Origin of the sequence: Echinicola pacifica DSM 19836 (assembly GCF_000373245.1) — a bacterium.
GTDB classification, from domain to species: Bacteria; Bacteroidota; Bacteroidia; order Cytophagales; family Cyclobacteriaceae; genus Echinicola; species Echinicola pacifica.
Window position 1 is genome coordinate 21,452 of sequence record NZ_KB890750.1, and the last position, 19,543, is coordinate 40,994.

At 42.8% G+C, this 19,543-nt stretch carries 12 protein-coding genes; 5 read left to right on the forward strand and 7 right to left on the reverse strand.

Annotated features, from left to right (window positions below; translation table 11 throughout):
• Positions 1–133 precede the first annotated feature (133 nt).
• From hrpB to mnmA, 3 genes are all read right to left on the reverse strand, one after another.
• Positions 134–2,617 (reverse strand): ATP-dependent helicase HrpB, encoded by a 2,484-nt coding sequence (gene hrpB / locus B050_RS0110905; RefSeq protein WP_044202374.1) that lies wholly within the window; start codon positions 2,615–2,617, stop codon positions 134–136.
• Positions 2,618–3,041: 424 nt separating this feature from the next.
• Positions 3,042–3,524, reverse strand: coding sequence for a DUF2911 domain-containing protein (locus B050_RS0110910; RefSeq protein WP_229802409.1), 483 nt, complete (start codon positions 3,522–3,524; stop codon positions 3,042–3,044).
• A gap of 159 nt (positions 3,525–3,683) precedes the next feature.
• Positions 3,684–4,895 carry a tRNA 2-thiouridine(34) synthase MnmA gene (gene mnmA, locus B050_RS0110915; RefSeq protein WP_018473949.1) on the reverse strand — a complete coding sequence of 404 codons (1,212 nt, stop codon included), beginning with the start codon at positions 4,893–4,895 and terminating at the stop codon, positions 3,684–3,686.
• A 301-nt stretch (positions 4,896–5,196) separates the two neighbouring features.
• Here mnmA and B050_RS0110925 point away from each other — a divergent pair, with 301 nt between their 5' ends.
• Positions 5,197–6,381: a THUMP domain-containing class I SAM-dependent RNA methyltransferase gene (locus B050_RS0110925; RefSeq protein ID WP_018473951.1), complete on the forward strand. Its 1,185-nt coding sequence runs from the start codon at positions 5,197–5,199 to the stop codon at positions 6,379–6,381.
• A gap of 177 nt (positions 6,382–6,558) precedes the next feature.
• Here the strand turns inward: B050_RS0110925 and B050_RS0110930 are convergent, their stop codons facing one another.
• From B050_RS0110930 to B050_RS0110945, 4 genes are all read right to left on the reverse strand, one after another.
• Positions 6,559–7,725: a C40 family peptidase gene (locus B050_RS0110930; protein WP_018473952.1), complete on the reverse strand. Its 1,167-nt coding sequence runs from the start codon at positions 7,723–7,725 to the stop codon at positions 6,559–6,561.
• A gap of 513 nt (positions 7,726–8,238) precedes the next feature.
• Complete coding sequence (locus B050_RS0110935) at positions 8,239–9,540, reverse strand: amidohydrolase family protein (RefSeq protein ID WP_018473953.1); 1,302 nt, start codon at positions 9,538–9,540, stop codon at positions 8,239–8,241.
• 37 nt (positions 9,541–9,577) lie between these two features.
• Complete coding sequence (locus B050_RS0110940) at positions 9,578–10,957, reverse strand: amidohydrolase family protein (RefSeq protein ID WP_026235807.1); 1,380 nt, start codon at positions 10,955–10,957, stop codon at positions 9,578–9,580.
• A gap of 15 nt (positions 10,958–10,972) precedes the next feature.
• A complete protein-coding gene (locus tag B050_RS0110945; RefSeq protein WP_044202317.1) occupies positions 10,973–12,646 on the reverse strand; it encodes an amidohydrolase family protein in 1,674 nt (557 codons plus the stop codon).
• A gap of 884 nt (positions 12,647–13,530) precedes the next feature.
• Between B050_RS0110945 and B050_RS0110955 the strand changes: the two genes are divergently transcribed.
• Genes B050_RS0110955 through B050_RS0110970 form a run of 4 tightly spaced genes read left to right on the forward strand, consistent with a single transcriptional unit; the run spans position 13,531 to position 19,458 of the window.
• Positions 13,531–14,517: a HEAT repeat domain-containing protein gene (locus B050_RS0110955; RefSeq protein WP_157492734.1), complete on the forward strand. Its 987-nt coding sequence runs from the start codon at positions 13,531–13,533 to the stop codon at positions 14,515–14,517.
• Positions 14,514–15,953, forward strand: a complete 1,440-nt coding sequence (locus B050_RS0110960) for a glycosyltransferase (protein ID WP_018473958.1) — start codon at positions 14,514–14,516, stop codon at positions 15,951–15,953. The genes B050_RS0110955 and B050_RS0110960 overlap by 4 nt, the downstream gene beginning before the upstream one ends.
• 1 nt (position 15,954) lies before the next feature.
• Positions 15,955–17,229 (forward strand): YaiO family outer membrane beta-barrel protein, encoded by a 1,275-nt coding sequence (locus B050_RS0110965; protein ID WP_044202380.1) that lies wholly within the window; start codon positions 15,955–15,957, stop codon positions 17,227–17,229.
• Positions 17,230–17,262: 33 nt separating this feature from the next.
• Positions 17,263–19,458, forward strand: a complete 2,196-nt coding sequence (locus tag B050_RS0110970; protein ID WP_157492735.1) for a DUF4838 domain-containing protein — start codon at positions 17,263–17,265, stop codon at positions 19,456–19,458.
• Positions 19,459–19,543: the final 85 nt, after the last annotated feature.

Genomic DNA, 19,543 nt, shown 5'->3' on the forward strand with positions numbered 1-19,543 from the left:
ATTATTACTAATGAAATTTCATTTATTATTACGATTTCAAAATTTTATTTTGGCACTAAGCCCTACAATGAAATGAATATCCTATGATGATGAAATTGAATTTATATAAAGTGCCTTATAATTCCACCATTGGCTAAGGATTTTTCCTTTTGACCCCTCGAACAGCTTCTGCCTGCAACGGGTCTTCTGGCCAGTGATGCTTAGGATAGCGTCTTTTTAGTTCCTTTTTGACTTCGAAATAAGTATGGTCCCAGAAACTACGGAGGTCCTCCGTTACTTGAACGGGTTTGTATCCTGGAGATAGCAGATGCATTACCACCTTTATCTTTCCATTATTCAGGGTAGGAGTGTCCAAAAGCCCAAATACTTCCTGCAACCGAACAGCCAATACAGGAGTGGATCCATCGTCCTGATAGTGGATGTGGATAAAAGAGCCACTGGGAACCTGGATTTTATCTGGAGCAAGATCGCCTAATTTAGCTTGCAATTGATGATCCAGGGAATGATAAAGTATTGACTTCAGGTCAAGCTTCTTGAAATCTACCTTAGAAGAAATGGAATCCAAATAAGGGGCTATCCAATTGAGGTCTTGGAGTAGGTTAGCGGTGCTGACCTCTGGCCATGATTGATCGGGATTCCAAGTTCTGAGGCTTAAAATCCTCGATTGCAGCTGGATAAAATCCTCAGAAAAATCCAATACCCGCAAGCCATCCTCCTGTAGCACGGTGGTGAGCGCCTTGGTTTTTTTAGAGTTATCCACAGCTTTTAAGGCCATGCTTTTGAGGACGATATTCCCAATCTTCCATTGTTTCTCAGCTTTGAGCTTCTCTAGCTGATAATCCCAGGTGACAATTTCCTCTTCCACCACATGCTCCGCCAAGTCCCTTGGATTTAGTGGAGCAGCCAGGAATATCTTGCCCATGCCGTCGCGGGCATCTAACTGGGCTACGCTGATCCAGGCTTCATGGGCCAGGTCATCGCTATGGTGCATCATTGCGATCTTACCATTGGTAAGTTTAAATTGAGCGTTATTGCCAGGCCGTGCATGAGCTATTCGCTCTGGATAGGCGTAGGTTAGAAGTAAGCCAACTTCAAAAGGATCAAATAAGGTGGTTTCTGGCTTGGTGTCGAATATCTTCAAATAATTGGAAACGACTTTTTCGATCCGATCAAATTTGCGATTTACGCCTTTTGAGTTTCTCGACCGTCGCAGTTTTTCAATGCGCAGGCTTATATCGGTACCTGCAGCTTGGTCTAGAGGATCCTTTTCCTCCAACAAGGCCGCCAAGTCCACCGCCAAAGCCAAGGTGTCATGATCTTTGGCCTTAAGAAGCATATGAGCTATTCGGGGATGGCAGGGAAGCTTTCGGATATCCTCACCATGGGAGGTGAGTTTATCTTCCTGTATAGCACCGAGTTCCTCCAATAAGTCCAAAGCCTGTGATACAGGGCCTTCTGGAGGAGGAGTAAGCCAGGTCATCCCGTTGATATTCCTGATCCCAAAATCTACCAAATCCAAAACCATGGTGGCGAGGTCAGCTTCTACAATCTCTGGGGTTCTAAATAATTTCATCCGGTCTTCGGTGGCCTTGGACCAAAGCCTATAGCATTTGCCAGGTCCTAATCTTCCCGCCCGGCCAGTACGCTGGTTTGCTGAATCCATAGATATACGGTGAGTCACCAATTTGGACATGGCTGACCTCGGGTCAAAGACGGAGGATTTACCATAGCCAGAATCCACCACTATACGCACCCCTTCGATCGTTAAGCTGGTTTCGGCGATGGAGGTAGCCAATACGATTTTTCTTCTGCCGGAAGGGTCTGGCGAAAGCGCCTGATGCTGCCTCTGCGGACTTAGCATTCCATATAAAGGATGAATGGCTATCTCAGGAAACCTCCGTTTGAGAAGCTCAAAAGTTTTAATAATATCCCTTTGACCGGGTAGGAATGCAAGGACATCACCCTCATCTTCGTTGATGGCCAGATCAATAGCCTGTGCCATCTGTTCCGGCAATGTGGATAAGTCACTATCGCCGAGGTTTTTGACTTTTACAGGATATTGTTTGCCGAGGCTTTCGACCACTGGAGCATCCAGAAGTGTGGATAACTGATCGAGATCGAGCGTTGCTGACATGACCAGAATCTTAAGGTCGGGTCGTAAAATCTGCTGAACTTCCCTGCACAGTGCCATAGCTACATCAGAATGGATATTCCGCTCATGAAATTCATCAAATATAACTAAGCCCACTTCTTCCAGTGAATTATCCGCATGAATCAAGCGACTCATTATCCCCTCAGTGATGACTTCTATTTGTGTAGTTTGGGTGATTCGCTGCTCAAATCGGATGCGATAACCGACCGTTTCTCCCAGTGGCTCTTGTAATAGATCGGTCATCCTCTTAGCAATGGATTTGGCCGCAAGTCGCCGGGGTTCCAGCATCAATATCTTTTTGCCCTTGATGCCCGGGAGGTCTTTTAGAACCAGTGGGACCAAGGTGCTTTTTCCTGCGCCAGGAGGAGCATGGAGGATGACGGTTTGATGATTGGAAATACGCTCTTGAAGCTGGGGGATGATCTCCACCACAGGAAGTGCAATTTGTGTATAGTCGAAGCTCAAAGGTTCCTTTTTTTTGTTCAAAATTAATCCCACATATCCACAAATCCCAATGAATACCCAGACTTGCTACTAGAATGGGTGGAATTTCTCCTGGACCTTTATATACTTAGTGTATTTGTCAAAATGAATTATAGCTACTCGTGTATTGCCAAAGGCTAATCCAAAAAAAAAGGGAAAGGAGAATGCTTTCCATAGATAAATAACACTGGAAATAAGGTGCCTCACCGGATTCCTTTGGCAAGAGAATTCCCTCTTTTTCCGCCAATTCTATTACTTTGCTGAAGAGGCTCGGAAGTTAAGTGGGGTCATAAATTATTCGATTTAGTCCTAAACAGCAGGTATTTTATACCAATCATATCATAAAAAAAGGAACAAACCTGAAAGTTTGTTCCTTTTATAAGTAGTAATCAATTTAATGATCTAATTATTTTATGCTTGCTTTAGCTTTTCCATGTTCCCATCTTACCTCAAATCCGCCTTTGGTTACTTCATAAACCAATTGCTCTTCCATAGTGGAAGTTTGCATGCTACTTACGGTTACACGAAGAACGTCTTTGGCCTCATCGTATTTGCCAGAACCCCATTGCTCAGCGACCTCGTTGAAGATAAATGTGGTCTCCATTTCTCCTGGGATGATAAAAAAGCTATACGTTCCGGCAGGAAGTTTTTCACCTTCTACCATGATGTCCTTGGAGGTTTGGAAAGTGGTAGCTTCATTAGCACCTGCACGCCATACTTGGTCAAAAGGAACTAGGTCACCCCAGATCACTCTTCCTCTTACGCTTGGGCTGGAATAGTTGATGGTGATAGTTGCTCCATTGATTTCACCGGTTGCGGTGGCTGGTGGGGATTTGGGTTTTTCATCTTGTGCCATTGATGTGCCATACACAAAAAAGGCTGTTAACATTAAAAATGCAATTTTAACTTTCAATAAGTTTTTCATAAGTGTGCAAAATTAGAATTGATAATTTAGGATTGGTGAATATAACCAAATTGGAGGGAAGAATATTACCAAATATCAAAAAAACCAGCAGAATTACTGCTGGTTTTTTTATTGATTATGGATTTAGGCAATTACGCCCGAACCTATACTTTCATTGTCCTTATACCACGCTACAAATTGTCCTGCAGCGATTCCTTTCTGAGCCTTGTCAAATAGGATATATAGTCCATTTTCTTTCCTAATAAGGGTCGCCTCGGTTAGTGGTTGCCTATACCGTATTCTACCCAAATAACGGGCGCTTTCTCCCACTTCCAGCGCTAGGTCCTCCCTGATCCAGTGGATATCTTCCGTGGGTACAAATAATCCATGCCGCATTAAGCCGGGATGGTCCTCGCCCAATCCCGTATAAATAAGGTTTTCCTTCGTATCCGTGGCGATTACAAATAGGGGTTTGCCTGTGCCTCCCACATGTAAGCCTTTTCTCTGACCTACTGTAAAATAATGGGCTCCATTATGCTCAGCGATTTTCTCTCCCTGCTCTTTATGATAGCTGATAGGAAGACAAATCGTATCCAACGTTTCCTGATCATAGTCCTCAGGACTTATTCCTGCGGGCTGTTTCATAGCCTCATAGATGGCGAGAGTCTCTGGAATGACCATGATATCACCCTTCTTAGGCTTCAACTGCTGCTGAAGAAAATCCGGTAGGCGAACTTTACCGATAAAGCAAAGCCCCTGACTGTCTTTCTTGTCGGCAGTGATTAAATCCTGCTCCTTGGCGATTCTCCTGACCTCGGACTTCTGTAGATGCCCTATGGGGAATAAAGCTTTTGCTAGTTGACTTTGGTCCAATTGACAAAGAAAATAGCTTTGATCCTTATTTGGGTCGGCACCTGCCAGCAGTTGGAAGATGGTTTTTCCCTCTTTTTCAATTAGGCCTTTTTGGCAATAGTGACCTGTGGCCACATAATCTGCCTTGAGTTTTTGAGCTGCTTTTAGGAAAATATCAAATTTGATTTCCCGATTACACAAGACATCAGGATTGGGTGTTCTGCCGGATTTGTATTCCGAGAACATATAATCGACGATACGCTCTCGATATTCCTCGCTCAGATCAATGGCCTGAAAGGGGATTCCCAGCTTTTCGGCCACAAGCATAGCATCTGTGCTGTCCTCCATCCAGGGGCATTCATTAGAAATGGTCACGGATTCGTCGTGCCAGTTTTTCATAAACATTCCAATGACTTCATAGCCTTCCTGCTGGAGAAGATAGGCGGTAACAGAGCTATCCACTCCACCGCTCAAGCCAACAACCACTCTTTTTTTCGTATTCATAGCTTATTTAGGATCACAGATTCAAGGTCTGTGAGGTTAAATATAGTGATGGAAATAATCATTTTATTTCCCCTTCCTGATAAAGTATCATTGGGACTCAATAGTTCCCAGAACATCAGTTTACGAAGTTAAAATATTTTATCCACAAACAGAGGTTTTCGACTCATTAAGCCATATCTGTATAGGCTTGAAAGGATAATTTGCCATGTCAATGGAAATAATGTGGCTATGAAGGGACAAATTGAGAAATATGCCCATGTTGCTTAGCCAAATAATCCATTAAATAAAGTACTTTTGCATTATGATTAATTTTGGTAAAAAAGGAAGGGTATTAGTTACCTGTAAAGACAGATTCGGTTCCTACCTGGAGGATGAATTGGTAAATCTTGGATTCAAACCGCTGGAGATAAACCGTACTAATATTGCAATAGAAGCTTCTTTAGAAGATTGTATATTTTTGAATATGCACTTGCGGGTGGCAAGTCATGTTTTATTTGAATTGAAATCTTTTTATCTCCATCATGCCCGGGATATCTATAGACGTATCAAGGCCTTCCCATGGGAAGATTATATTGAGAATGACAGTTACTTTTCTATCGTCTCCAATGTGGATCATGAAAGCATAAATAATCCTTTATTCGTCAATGTAAAGGCCAAGGATGCCATTGTTGATCGATTTAGGGAGATGACAGGTCGCCGACCGGACTCTGGATCTGACTTCCATGGTGCAGTATTCCAGTTGTACTGGCGAGAAACACAAGCGACCTTATTTATCAATACTTCTGGTGAAACGCTATCCAAAAGAGGCTATCGAAAGATGCCGTGGAAAGCACCAATGGTCGAAAACCTTGCGGCAACCACAATTTTGGCCACCGAATGGGATCCCAATACACCATTCATCAATCCCATGTGCGGAGCGGGTACATTAGCGATTGAGGCGGCATTAATAGCTTCCAATCGCTACCCAGGCTTATTTAGGGATAACTATTCCTTCATGCATATCAAGGGCTATAATGATAGCATCTATAAGCTTCTTAAGGAGCAGATGGTTAATAAAATTAATGACAATATCTCCGCCCAGATTGTCGCTTCGGATATCAGTGAGCGAGCGATTTTTGCTGCTGAAGAAAATGCAAAATTGGCAGGGGTGATTGATCATATAAAATTTGAAGTTGTGGATTTTGCGGAAACCACCGTACCCGAAACTGACCAAGGAGTGGTGATTTTTAACCCTGAATATGGGGAAAGACTTGGAGAGGAGGAGGAATTGGCTGAAACTTATAAGAGGATTGGTGATTTTATGAAGCAAAGTTGCTCAGGGTATAATGGTTATATATTCACCGGAAACCCCGCTTTGGGTAAAAGAGTGGGGCTAAAACCTAAGCGAAAAATTGAATTCTATAACGGTACGATCGAATGTAGATTGCTGAAATATGAATTATATCAAGGTAGTAAAAAAGCCAAGTACAATACTTCAGAGGAATAGTCAAAACTTATCCACATTCTGAATAGCTGGAAAAAAAATCCTATACCATTAAAAAAGCCCCTCAGGTAAACCGAGGGGCTTTAATCGTTCTGGAGGATTCCAGAAACCAATAAGCAACTAATTCTGTGTATAGACTAATAATCATTAAACGCTATTCGATATTAATTGTTATCCACATTAATTAATAATTTTATCTACTGAGATAATTCTTTCGCTGGGCACCTGTCGTATTCTCTTGGTTCTCAAGTATCTTCCTAATTCATATTCATCAAAATTGGCACTATTAGGATCAAAACTGCTGACTCTCACTCTACCTCTGGAGTGGATGAAAGAACCATTGCCTATCCACATGCCCACATGTATTACCCTTTCCGAGGTAGAATCAGTTGCGGGTTTACCAAAAAACAGCAAGTCGCCGACTTCCAGCTTATCCCAATTCTTTTCGCTATCCACCAAATCACCTTCATTGATCTGCTGCGAGGCATCGCGAGGGATCACTTGGCCATTGAGATAGTAGATGGTTTTAGTAAAGCCGCTGCAGTCCACCCCTTTGATGGAAGTACCGCCCCAGAGATAGGGGATGCCCATCATGCTTTTGGCGGTATTAATAAGATTTTGATCACTAAGGCTTCGCTCTGCCAGCCAAGCTTCAAAAGGCTCGGCCTCCGACTTATTTATATATCCCTCTCGTCCATCAGGAAGGGCAATTTTGTACCTTGATTTCGATTCACCTTTCAGGGCCAGGACATTCCCGGCGGTAAGATCACTGACCATCATCGATTCATTCTCATCCTCATATACATAGCCCAAGAGGCCGGTATAAATTACTTTTTCTTCCTGCGTCCACGCATTAAATCCCTGCTCATCCATCACTGCGATACCTGCGGCATCCACCCAACTGATATAGTCGTCTGGAGTCTGCACCAGGTACCAGCTTCCCTCTTTTTTAAGGACATTTACGGGCATTCCCATTGTAGCTTGAGTCGCCAGTTCGGCCGAATGCTTAGGCGCAGATCTTATATTGGCCACCGAAATAGTAACTACGCCCTTGGTATTTCCATCCAAATCTGCCGCAGGCAATAGCGCAACATTATCCACATAGTTAAGGCCTTTCTCATCCATTTTAGCCTTCAACGCTGACAACGCCTGCGGTAAGTTGGTCTCCCCGCTTAGCGTGTCCTGAGAGGCTTCCACATCAAATAACGCAACACGCTTATCAGGAGCATATTCTTCCTTTACAGCATCTATGAGTGCGGCCCTCTCATTGGTGGACTCCACAGGTTCCTGACATGCCCAGGTGCTCAGCAAAAGGGCTGCTACATAATATATCTTATTAATTTTCATTTCTATCTACAATTGATTATTCTAATCTAAGTTAACATACACTCGGCTATCCGCCATCTATTTGAACCAATAATTAGCAGGGAAGTTCAAAAATCCCCATTTTCAGGGATCAAATTAGCATTCATCTATATCCTAAATCCCTCATTCAGCTCTTCCTCATTCCAAGCCAAATCAGCGGTAACGCTGCCTATATTCTTATATGGTAAGGGGATTCCTACCTTTATTTCGTATCTAAATAGCTTTACTGTTTAATATATAATTATCTGTAATTCAGTGATTTAAGGATATTCTCAATAATAAATCAGCTCTCTTTGTCCTGCACGAACCGTCACTGCTAATTGAGGTTTTAAATCTAAATTATTTTATAATAATTAAAGCGGATAGGATGCGCGATGGGAAGGTTAAGAAAACATTTTCGCTTGAATTAGGAACAAAATTAAAGGGAACTACCTGAGGTATTAAACCTGCAGATAGTCCCCTTTATACCATTAAGAAGTAAGGATGAGAATTATATTATTCTACTAATCCCGGACTTCTTTCCAAAAATTCCTGATACAGTCTAATATGCCTGCTGGTCATTGGGATTCTATATCCATCAATGAATACATGATTGATTTGTGTTTTAGTTTCAAAGGGATCGCCATCTGTGATGAAGAGTGTAGCACTTTTGCCAGTTTCCAACGAACCTAATTGATCCTCAAGACCAAAGATTTTAGCAGGGTTAATTGTGACAGCTTTCAAAGCCTCCTCTTTTCCTAAGCCATAAGCTGCCGCAAATCCCGCGTTGAAAGGTAAGTTTCTTACATTTTCTGCATCGGAGGTTCTTATTGCTACCAAAACACCTGCCTGATGTAATTTGCCAGCATTAGAATAGGCCGCATCATATCGATCAGAATCTCTGGAGGGGATGGCCAATACTGGGCCAGTGATCACTGGTAGATTGGCGGCAGCGATCTTATCGGCCACTCGATACCCTTCGGCCACACCAGTCAATGCGGCATTCGTGATATTTTTATCTTTAAGCCATTTGATCGTATTGACGATGTCTTCGGCCTTATTTACTTCTACCAATAGGGTGAATTCTCCAGTGGTGGCTTTTGCCAATTGCTCCATTTCTGGGTAATAATCCAGCTCAGCACCTTCTGCATCTAGCTTAGCATATTGGATAGCCTTGTCCCACAGGTCGTTGATATTTTTTAGAGCTTCCTTGGCATCTTTGGCCACTTCTTCGTCGGATCTTCTATCCCACCGACCTCTTCTTGCTGAGGAAGGGAAGTTTAGAGGAATGCCCTTGAAGCCTGCGTACATTTGGTCAGGGGTATATCCATTAAGGTTGATTAATGCGGCGGTACCTGGGAAGAGCCCTCCAGAAGGAACAGACAATACGGTCGTGACCCCACTTACCCGAGTAACAGGTATTGCCACAGAGTTAGGGTTGATCGCAGTAAGCGCCTGCATATTAGGAGTGACATTACCGATTTCGGCATAGTCCTGTGTTTCGGCAAGTGAGCCCACTTCCACCAAGCCTAAGCGAGTTCCAGAGTCTATCATTCCGGGATAAACAAATTTTCCTGTACAGTCAATCACTTCTGCATCGTAAGCATCGATATCCGCACCAATTTCCAGGATTTTACCATCCTGCACCAATAGATCAGTATCGGGAAGGTTTCCCTTGGTCACAGTAACCAAAGTCCCACCTTTAAGGAGAAATTTTCCGGTATAAGGTTTTAGCACTTCACCCTCGATCTGCCCAAAGGACAAGGATGGAATGAGGAATGCTAAGAGTATATAAATACTTAAATTAAATTTTTTCATACTTCATATAGTTTATTGATAACCAATACGATATAACTTAAAATGCATGGTTGAAAAGTTGACCTTCTTCCATGAAAAGCTCAACGCCATGCATACATCTTTCATGCTCTGCATGAAGGTAAACTGGCTCCACCAATTCGGATGGGCTCACTTTTAGGCGTTGATCGTCGTCATCATTTTTTATATCAAAATATTTAACTCCATCCACAAAGGTCATCTGCGGAACGGCATATACAGAGAGCGGGTGAGTATTAAATAATACTAAGTCAGCCTGCTTTCCTTCTTCGATGGATCCTACGAATTCATCGATTCCCAACTGCTTAGCGGGATTGATGGTGATCAGGCTCAAGGCTTGATCATCGGTAAGGCCTCCATAACGCTGGGTTTTTCCTGCTTCGTGATACAGGTGACGAATGAGTTCGTCTGAATCACTATTGATGGAAGTCACCACATTATTGGCCATCAGGATGGCTGCATTATAAGCGGTAGAGTAATAAACTTCAAACTTATAAGCCCACCAATCACTGAAAACTGAGGCCCCCATTGTGTATTCCGCCAATTCTGGAGCCACCTTAAAGCCTTCATTCACGTGGGTAAATACCAACTTATCCACACCGAAATCCTTACATACATTGATCAGCATATAGATTTCATCTGCTCTATAGCTATGGCAGTGAATGATCAGTTCTCCATTAAGAATGTCTGAGAGGGTTTCCAGTCGGAGGTTAAACTGAGGAGGAGTGAGGGTCGAGTTTTTCTTGCCTTTATTCTCATTATATTCTTTCCACGATTTCTGGTATTGTAGGGCTTCATTGAAACCATTACGGATCACCGCTTCCACGCCCATTCTGGTTCTTGGCTGTATGTTTTTACCTCTGCCATGTACTCGGGTAGGGTTTTCGCCTAAGGCAAATTTGATGGTTCTTGGTGCTTCCTTCATGACAATATCCGCAGGGTCACTGGTACCATATCTGAATTTCATCACGATACTTTCTCCGCCGATGGCATTTGCTGAGCCATGAAGGCCGTGAGCCACCGTGGTGCCACCAGCGAGGGCGCGATAGATTCCCACATCAAAGGGGTTAATCACATCGGACATTTTCACCTCTGCGGTGATAGGTGCAGTGGCCTCATTGACCACGTCTAATGCCAAGTGGGAGTGTGCGTCGATAATTCCTGGCATCAGGAACATGCCACTTGCGTCAATACTCTCCATATCCTTGCCGGCGGAGAGATTAGTGCCAATCTTCTTAATGGTACCATCCTGGACCAATACGTCCGTATTCTCTAGTGTCCCTTGCGTGACCGTAAGCACGGTAGCGTTTTTGATCAGGACATTGCCCTTTGGGGTCTGAGCGATGGATACATTGGCAGCCATTCCTAATAGGGCTGCCGCTAAATATCTATATATGTTCATATCTCGAAAGTCTATTTAAAACGTTGTGGAAGGTCTTTTCTCTGCTTTTAGAGAATAAGTTCCCATATCCCTAATGCTGATGCTTCCATCAAATTTATCTCCTTCAACCAGGCCTTTGGTATTAACCGTAAGCTCTTCTCCTTGCACCTGAATGGAAAATGAGAAACTTAAGTTCTTGCCATCAAAGCTGATATTTTCCAATTCACGGGTGATGGTGCCCCCGCCATTAGGGTTATCCACATCAATCTCGCCCGTAAGGTTTTCTCCCTTTTTCTCAAATCGGATTTCTCCTTGTGATTCGCCACCGGGAGTTTCTGAGGTATAGCTCCACTTACCAGCGATTTTGTCCGCATCCTTTACGCCATTCTTAGACTTGTCAGCATCGAACTCATACAGGTAACCATCCGCCATGACATAGTGGATGAAGGCATCTTTAGAGAATATAGGCGCATCCGAGATAACCAAATTGGCCATTTTCCCTGAGGCAATGCTACCACTGTACTTGTCAATATTCAACATTCTAGCGGGAGTGCTGGTGAGCGCTTCCAAGGCAGCATCGGTACTCAGACCATTTTCGATCATCTTCTGAATATTCTTCAGCACCTCCTGTTTTTTGACTCCATAAGTGGTGAAGGCAAATTTAATATCCGCTTTTTCGAGTTGTCCAGCCTGAGAAAGCGCCTTCTTATAGGCTTCTTCCACTCTTTTATGACTGGTTTTGGCCTCCTCTGTGGCCCCTTCCATATCTTGCTTGAAGGCTTTGTCTTCTGGAAGGTCTAGAGATAAGATTAAGTTTGCACTAGATTCCTTTAGGATAGCATCCAGATCTGCAGTTTCTTTTACATTAAATAGGGTCAGTCCGAAACCCAGTTCCTCCTGAAGTTTGATTGCTCTTCTTATTTCCAGCGCTTGCTCAGTACGGAAAATGATAGGGCTCTCCTTATTTATTACAGGATAGAAAGCCGAAAGACTGTGATCCAGCTCGGGTCTTCTGATTCCATCCTGATCTGATCCATATTGTGACTCATGTGTAGATTGCAACTCGGCATTCTTATAGAGCTCTCTGAATTTTGCCATGATCCCCAGGGTGGTACCTGGATATAGGCCGCGATGAGTTTCAAACTGGGCATAGAGCCCTGTATTTTCACGGATAATATTGTTTGAGCTCTGATCTCCCAGGATGACCAGGGCGGTATTTCCTGGAAGCATCTGACCTTGTGGAAGCAGCTGCACCATGGTAAAGCCTGATTTTCTCCATTCCATCGTCTCTTCATGCGCTTTCCAATAGTCCAAAACAGAACTCTCTGGACTGATGCCTGCGATCTCATTTGGTGGGTTGGAGGGGTCTAGATTTTCGGGATGCTTTACCTCCTCAGGTTTTTTTACCCCTGACTGACTTCCCATGTCGATAAAACCCGGATAGATGAAAAGGGAATCTCCTTTTATTACCTGAGCGCCTTTAGGGATCGTCACATTCTTCCCAACGGCTGATATAAGCCCATTTTTGATAAGGATGGTCCCCGTAAATGCATCACTCCCCGGGGAAGTGACGATTTGGGCATTGGTGATCGCATATAGATCCGTTACTCGCCGCTGACCACTCGGGTCACTCTGGGCATAACTGTCAGATGTCCTATACAAGGAGATGACTGACAATAAACAAAATACAGCAGTTAATCTTCTAATCATACACTTTAGGTGAATTATAGTTATTATATATTCTTTTGTTTTAATTTTCGCATACATTTTACGAGCTCTGCACCCTTATAATAATGATTTCCAAGGCGGGTCGGAAATAAGGCTATTCCTCCGAATGTCTGAGAAGGATAGGAGTAGAAAATAGGCGTCCTAAAATCATTTGGGTTTAATAATAATTCCATGGCCTTGCCCTTCAGACAATAAGCCATTTGTGCATCGATCATTGATTATTTCGAGACACTATCCACTTATAATAGTGAAAGCCTCGCCAGAAAATGACAATTCAGTTAGTAAAACCGTCATTTCCAAGTAGTGAAACTAAATAAAATAATTTAAACCCTCTAGGAAACTTTATAATGTATGGTCTTAGCTAGTGCAAATGGTTAAAATCGGTTATGAAGGTGTTTTCTTAAAGCCACCATTTTATTCAATTCAAGTTTTAGCATCCTCTTTCTGGGATAGTCTAGCTGTTTTAGAACGTTAATTACCTAAATTCTCCGATCAGAGATAAAATTTTCCTTAGAGTAAATTGTAAATATAATCCGATTACTATCTTTGGAATTCAATTTTCTCCTGATAAGGCTAGCTACGATGAGACTCCATAATGTTTAATTTTTTGCCAAACCCAATACCCATTATTCAAGGCTACTTTCCATCATGAAAGAAATATGAAAAGTAACTTTTTCCTAATATCATTTAATATTTAAGGGATAAATGGTGAAAAATGTAAGGCAGCTTTCTGGGAAATATTCAATGAAAATGTTTTATTTAGGTCATAAATAGAATGATACATGTTCGATAAACAGGCAATACAGGAATTTTTCCTGATTTTAGTTATAATTTTATCAGTACTCCTAGTCTTTATTGTAATAATATTGAGAATAAATCGTATTAGAATAGTCAATTCTACACGAAAACAAGATAAGGCCCAAAGAGTTATTGATGATTTTTTAGCAGCCTACCTTTTTGATAGTTCCGCAGACCTGAAGAACCTTTCCAGCACCTTGGTGAGTCAAATTCCCTTTCATAATAAATGGTGTAAAGAACTAGTAATCAGTAATTTGGTGGATTTGGAGGCCAATTTGAAAGGTGGGCTGAAGGATCAGGTGCGAGCCTTATATATTGATCTAAACCTGCATGAATACAGCTATTCTCTCATGCGATCCAAAAGATGGTACATTAAAATCAAGGGAATATACCATTTGCGCATGATGAAGTATCAGGATGCCATAGGGGATATTAAGCACTATATAGATTCAGAAAACCCTCATTTACGATCTGCAGCGGTCATGGCTTTGCTCATCCTGGAAGATCATGAGCCACTGAGCATGCTAGGAAAGGTAAAGGGCGTGTTTTCACGATTAGATGAAATAAGGATTTTAGAGATTATAAAAACCAAGAAACTAGCAAGGCCACAGGATATTGACACCTGGCTGGAGTCTGACAATCCTTCTTTCGTGATATTGACCTTGAGGATCATGGCTTATTATAATTATAGCCCTAAGCATAGCCTCCTAAGGAAACTATTGAAATCAAACAAGCCAAAAATCCGTGGACAGGTAATCGTCCTCATTCGCCTGCAATACCTGCATACCTTTGAGAAACGAATCATCCTCACTTTTGAGACCGAAACGGAGGACAATAAGCTGGAGATCCTAAAGACGCTGACGGTAATAGGATCTGAATATTCACTCTTGCTCTTTGATAAGGTGATATTTGACCTTACCGCCCCGCTGGAATTTAAGCTGGCTGCTATGGAAGGGATGAAACAAGTGGATAGCGAATTTCTAGAGCAGAAATTTGAGGATGCTGACGAATATTATCAAAAATTAAAATTGCATATAAACGACCCGCATTTATGATGAAACAATGGTTTCTTGAATTCATGGAGTATTATGAAGTATTTGTAGGCTCCTATGGGATAATATATTTGACCTTATACCTGTTTCTGGCAGTGGTGTCTTTCTATGCGATCAAGGTATATAGTAATGCTAAATACAGTATAAAGGATAGCGCCATTCTCAAGAGCAATCATGTCCTTGGGGTGTCCATCGTTGCGCCAGCATTTAATGAAGGCGTGAATATCGTCTATAATGTACGCTCATTACTCGCATTAAACTACCCGAAATTTGAGGTGGTCATCATAAATGATGGCAGTACTGATGATACCTTGGAGAAGCTGATTAGGGAATTTGAGTTGGTCAAGGTAGATTTTATGTACGACGCTAAAATCGCGACCAAGAGGATCCGTGGACATTATAAATCCTCCAATCCGGTATATTCTAAATTGCTGGTGGTGGATAAGGAAAATGGAAAAAGTAAGGCTGATGCCTCCAATGCGGGGATTAATTCGGCGAAATATCCCTTGTTTTTATGCACAGATGTGGATTGTATCCTCCGCCGTGACACCATCATCAAGCTTGCCAGGCCATTTATGGAGAGCACCGTTAGGGTGATAGCGAGTGGAGCTGCCATACGCGCCTCCAATAGTTGTGTGGTGGAAGATGGCTTTATGGAAGAAGTGCATTTTCCCAAAAAACGCCCTGCTGCCTTCCAGGAACTGGAATATATCCGAGCATTTTTATTTGGAAGAATGGCTTGGAGCCAGCTGAACGGCCTATTATTGGTGTCGGGTGGCTTAGGCCTTTTTGACAAGGAGATAGCAGTCAAGGCAGGTGGCTATTGGCATAAGTCCCTTGGGGAGGATATGGAGCTCATCACGCGCATGAGGAAATTTATGCATGAGCGGAAGGAGAAATTTAAGATTATCTATATCCCTGAATCCCTCTGCTGGACCGAGGTGCCACCAAATTTGAAGATTCTAATAAGACAGCGAACCCGCTGGGCGAGGGGCTTAGTGCAGACCCTATACCTGCATCGAACGATGTTTTTTAGACCAAAATATGGTGTCACTGCCTTTATCACCTTGCCGTATTTCTTTCTGTTTGAGTTTCTGGTGCCGATATTAGAAGTTATTGGCATCATTGTACTCATCATGAGTGCCATTTGGTTGGATTTTAACTGGGAGTTTCTTTTGATCGTCTCCTTATTCGTGTACCTCTTTTATTTCATAATTACCCTTATTTCAGTGTTATGGGACGAGTTACTTTACGGACATTATAAGAATAGTAAGGATGTATTCTCTTTGGTATTGCATGCTGCGGTGGAGCCGATTATGTATCATCCATTTACGGTGTATGCGGCAATTAAGGGCTATATCCAGTTTATAAGAGCGACAGAACAAAAATGGGGAGTCATGCAGCGTCAGGGCTTCGCCAAAAAAGAAGATGAAAAATAATATGAAGCACAAAGCGATCTTTTGTTTAGTCGGCCTCTTTCTGGCTGGAGTTTCACCCTTGTTTGCACAAAGCTCAGCCAATGTCAATACCGATAGTTTATTGCATGAGGCATTTGCGAGCATTCAGCAGGAAAACTATTCCTTAGCAGAAAAACAAGCCAAACTGGCTTTGGCTATTGCACCCGACTATCTCGATTATTACCTGATCCTGGGCAGGGTATATGCCTCCAGAAATCAAGCCGACAGTGCTAGGTACTGCTATAATAAAGTCATTAAGGAAATTCCCGATTATGAGGATGCATATATCTATTGGACCAATCTGGAAGTCCAGGAAGAACAGTGGGAAGAAGCTGGAAAACTTACCGATCAGGGCATCGCACTATTCCCCGACCAAATATGGTTTTATAATAAAAGGGCTTTGGTGTATCAGCAAGAAGGAGAGTTGGAGGAAGAAGTGGCTTTTCTGGAAACCGTCCAGCCTCTTTTTCCGGATCATTCGAGTTTTAGACAACGCATTAATTTCCTGCAAGGAAGGCTGACCAGTGACCGTATAGGTTTGCAATATAGCCTCACGGCCTTTGATAGAGATGGTGTGGGGCCTTGGCATCTCGCAGGACTGCAATATATCAGAGAACGGAAATGGGGATCGCTTATCGGTAGGCTCAGCTGGGCCCAGCGTATGTCTGATGGGGAAGTCTTGCTATCAGGTTGGCAATATGAGATCGAGTCTTATATTATCATGAATGACAATAATTATTCCTATGCAGACCTTGCTTTGAGCGCAGATGATGTATTTCCCAATTATAGGATTGCTTATTCCTGGTTTCATAATTATGATAAAGGCTGGGAATCCGAACTTGGCGGACGACTCACCGGGGTAGGCTCAAACTCCACCGCTTCCACCATATTCTCTGGCATTGCCGGGGTAGGGAAGTATGTCGGCAATTCATGGCTGAACCTTAGGTCTTCTCTGAACTTCCAAAATGATAACCTCTATCCCGCATTTACAGCGACTTGGAGGTATTATTGGGATACTCGCTTTGATTATTTTACCTTGTTTGGCGGATATGGCACCTCCCCGGATGAGCGGACCGTGGCCAATCAGCTTGAATATAGAATTGCCCTGGATTCTTACCGAGCAGGGATCGGCTATTATAGACTATTAGGAGATCACTATCAGATAGGCTTACAATTCATGTACAATAACCAGGAATATATAGAAGATAATTTTCAAAATGAATATGAGAGCTACCTTCTGCTGCAATACAGGTTCTAAACATGACGTTATGAAGCTATAATCTCAAAGGAATTGAAAATATACATCGACGTATTTCTGTATATAAGTTGTCTCAGCTTATTTATAGCTTCTGCACAGCCCGCTTTTTCTCAGCCTATGAATCATCCGCTAATAATAGCCAGTGGAAATCAGGAATTAGATGCTAATATCCCTTTTTTGGAAAAGCAGTTGGAGGTATTATTCCAAGGCGTAAAAGAGGATTCTTCCCCGCTGGAGGGGCTTACCATTCGACTTAAATCTGATAGCAGCTGGTCTGAATCCCAATATAGGCTGCGGATAGACCGGTCTGATATTTCTTTATATTCGTCCTCCTCAGCTAGTATGCAGCAGGCCATGGTGCATCTCCTGGAGCTGATGGGGCTGAAATTGTTAGGGCCTGAGCTGTATTCTATCGCCGAAGAATCTGCGCAAAAATTCCCTCAACAGTATGAATATACCTATACACGGCCCTTTGCCTTTACCTCCTTGCTCTATCCAGATGCGTACGAGCCGGCATTTCGAGCCTGGTACGGTATAGACTGGTATTTGGATGATTTTGGGGTCTGGGGACATTCTTTTGACCAGCTGGTTTCTCCTAAGGCCTATTTCGATAGCCACTCTGAATATTTCGCTTGGTATGAGGGCGAGCGACATGCCGAAGCTTTATGCCTTACTCATCCTGAGGTGAGGAATATTGCGATACAGAATTTGAAGGAAATCTTAGCCAAAAATCCTGAGGCAAAGTACTATTCCATTTCCCAAATGGATGACCTTATCTACTGCGAATGTGATCGATGTGCGGACGTCAATGCCGCTAATGGTGGCCCCCAGGGGAGTTTGTATTTTTTCGTCAACCAACTGGCACAGACTTATCCCGACCAGGATTTTGTCACCTTGGCATATTTGTATTCATCCAAGGCGCCTACGCAGATCCGGCCAGCGAAAAATGTCATTACTATGCTCTGTCCGATTAGTATGGATAGAGGCGCTGGAATCAAAGAGGGAGCCAGAAATCAGTACTTTAAAAAGGAGGTCCTGGATTGGAAAAAAGTACAGGAAAGGCTGTTTGTATGGGACTATACAGTACAGTTTACCCATTATTTCTCCCCATTTCCTAATTTCGAGTCCATGACGGAGAATATTAAGTTTTACCATGAAATGGGTTTTGAGGGGCTTTTTATGCAAGGTTATGCAGATATTCCTGGAAGTTTATATGCCTTACGGCAATATTTATTGGTCCAACTGATGAGAGATCCTGACTTGGATGCAAGTGTATTGACGAGGGAGTTTCTCGAAGAATATTATGGTAAGGCGGCTCCCTATATGGAGGAGTACTTGCTTACGCTTGCCGATGCGCAGAAGAAATCATCGAAGCGATTGGGGATATATGGTGGGCCTGTGCAGGCCATTTTCAGCTATTTATCACCTGAGATAATGGATCAACTTGACCAGGTCGTAACAAAGGCCGAAAAAGCAGTCCGTGGGGAAGCGCATTTCGCCAAAAGAATTGCCGCTGTGCGGATGGATTTGGAATATACCTATTTTGAGCAAGCCAAATATTATGGAAAGGATCAGCATGGAATGTATGTACCTTCCGCCACAGGCTATTCGCTGAAGGAGGGACTCAATGCTAGGGTAAAGGCCTTTGCTGACCAAGCGGAGCATTTAGGAGCCTATGAGTTAAGTGAAGCCGGCCCTGGTCCGCAGCAGTATTATCAGGATTGGTTGGGCTATCAGACCTTTGCTACTGTGAGCCATAGGGGAGAGTCAGCCGATTATAAATTCATATCTCAGCCTTCAACGGAATATAATTTCAAGAAAACCTATGGCCTTCAGGATGGCTTGCGTGGCAGCAGTGATTTCTCCTATAATTGGACGGGATGGTATGGCGATTCTCCTGTCATAGAATTTACACTTTCAGATACCAAGCCACTCAGTAGGGTGGTTTTGAATTTTCTGGAAGATCAGCGCCATTGGATTTTCCTACCTGAGAAAGTGAAATTATTTGGCTATTATAAAAATCACTGGAAGCTTTTGGCCGAGGTCAAGGTAGGGGACTTGGAGGAAAATTGGCTGGTCGATCGACGGACTATTTCTCTAATGTCCTCTGGAAAAAGGAAGTTCAGTAAATACAGGGTAGAAGTTTCATCCCTCAAAAGCCTTCCAAAATGGCGAAAAAGAAGGAATAAAATGCCCATGACCATGATTGATGAAATAGAGATCTACTAATGAGGGCTTTACGCGTAGAATTGTGGGTGGGAATCAAATATTATTTTCATTTTGACGATATAAAATGGCCATTTTATAGATAATA

Coding starts and splice junctions, on each gene's coding strand:
- B050_RS0110925 (WP_018473951.1), top strand. CDS start 5,197: ATGATTAATTTTGGTAAAAAAGGAAGGGTATTAGTTACCTGTAAAGAC.
- B050_RS0110930 (WP_018473952.1), bottom strand. CDS start 7,725: ATGAAAATTAATAAGATATATTATGTAGCAGCCCTTTTGCTGAGCACC.
- B050_RS0110965 (WP_044202380.1), top strand. CDS start 15,955: ATGAAGCACAAAGCGATCTTTTGTTTAGTCGGCCTCTTTCTGGCTGGA.
- B050_RS0110910 (WP_229802409.1), bottom strand. CDS start 3,524: ATGTTAACAGCCTTTTTTGTGTATGGCACATCAATGGCACAAGATGAA.
- mnmA (WP_018473949.1), bottom strand. CDS start 4,895: ATGAATACGAAAAAAAGAGTGGTTGTTGGCTTGAGCGGTGGAGTGGAT.
- B050_RS0110945 (WP_044202317.1), bottom strand. CDS start 12,646: ATGATTAGAAGATTAACTGCTGTATTTTGTTTATTGTCAGTCATCTCC.
- B050_RS0110935 (WP_018473953.1), bottom strand. CDS start 9,540: ATGAAAAAATTTAATTTAAGTATTTATATACTCTTAGCATTCCTCATT.
- B050_RS0110960 (WP_018473958.1), top strand. CDS start 14,514: ATGATGAAACAATGGTTTCTTGAATTCATGGAGTATTATGAAGTATTT.
- B050_RS0110940 (WP_026235807.1), bottom strand. CDS start 10,957: ATGAACATATATAGATATTTAGCGGCAGCCCTATTAGGAATGGCTGCC.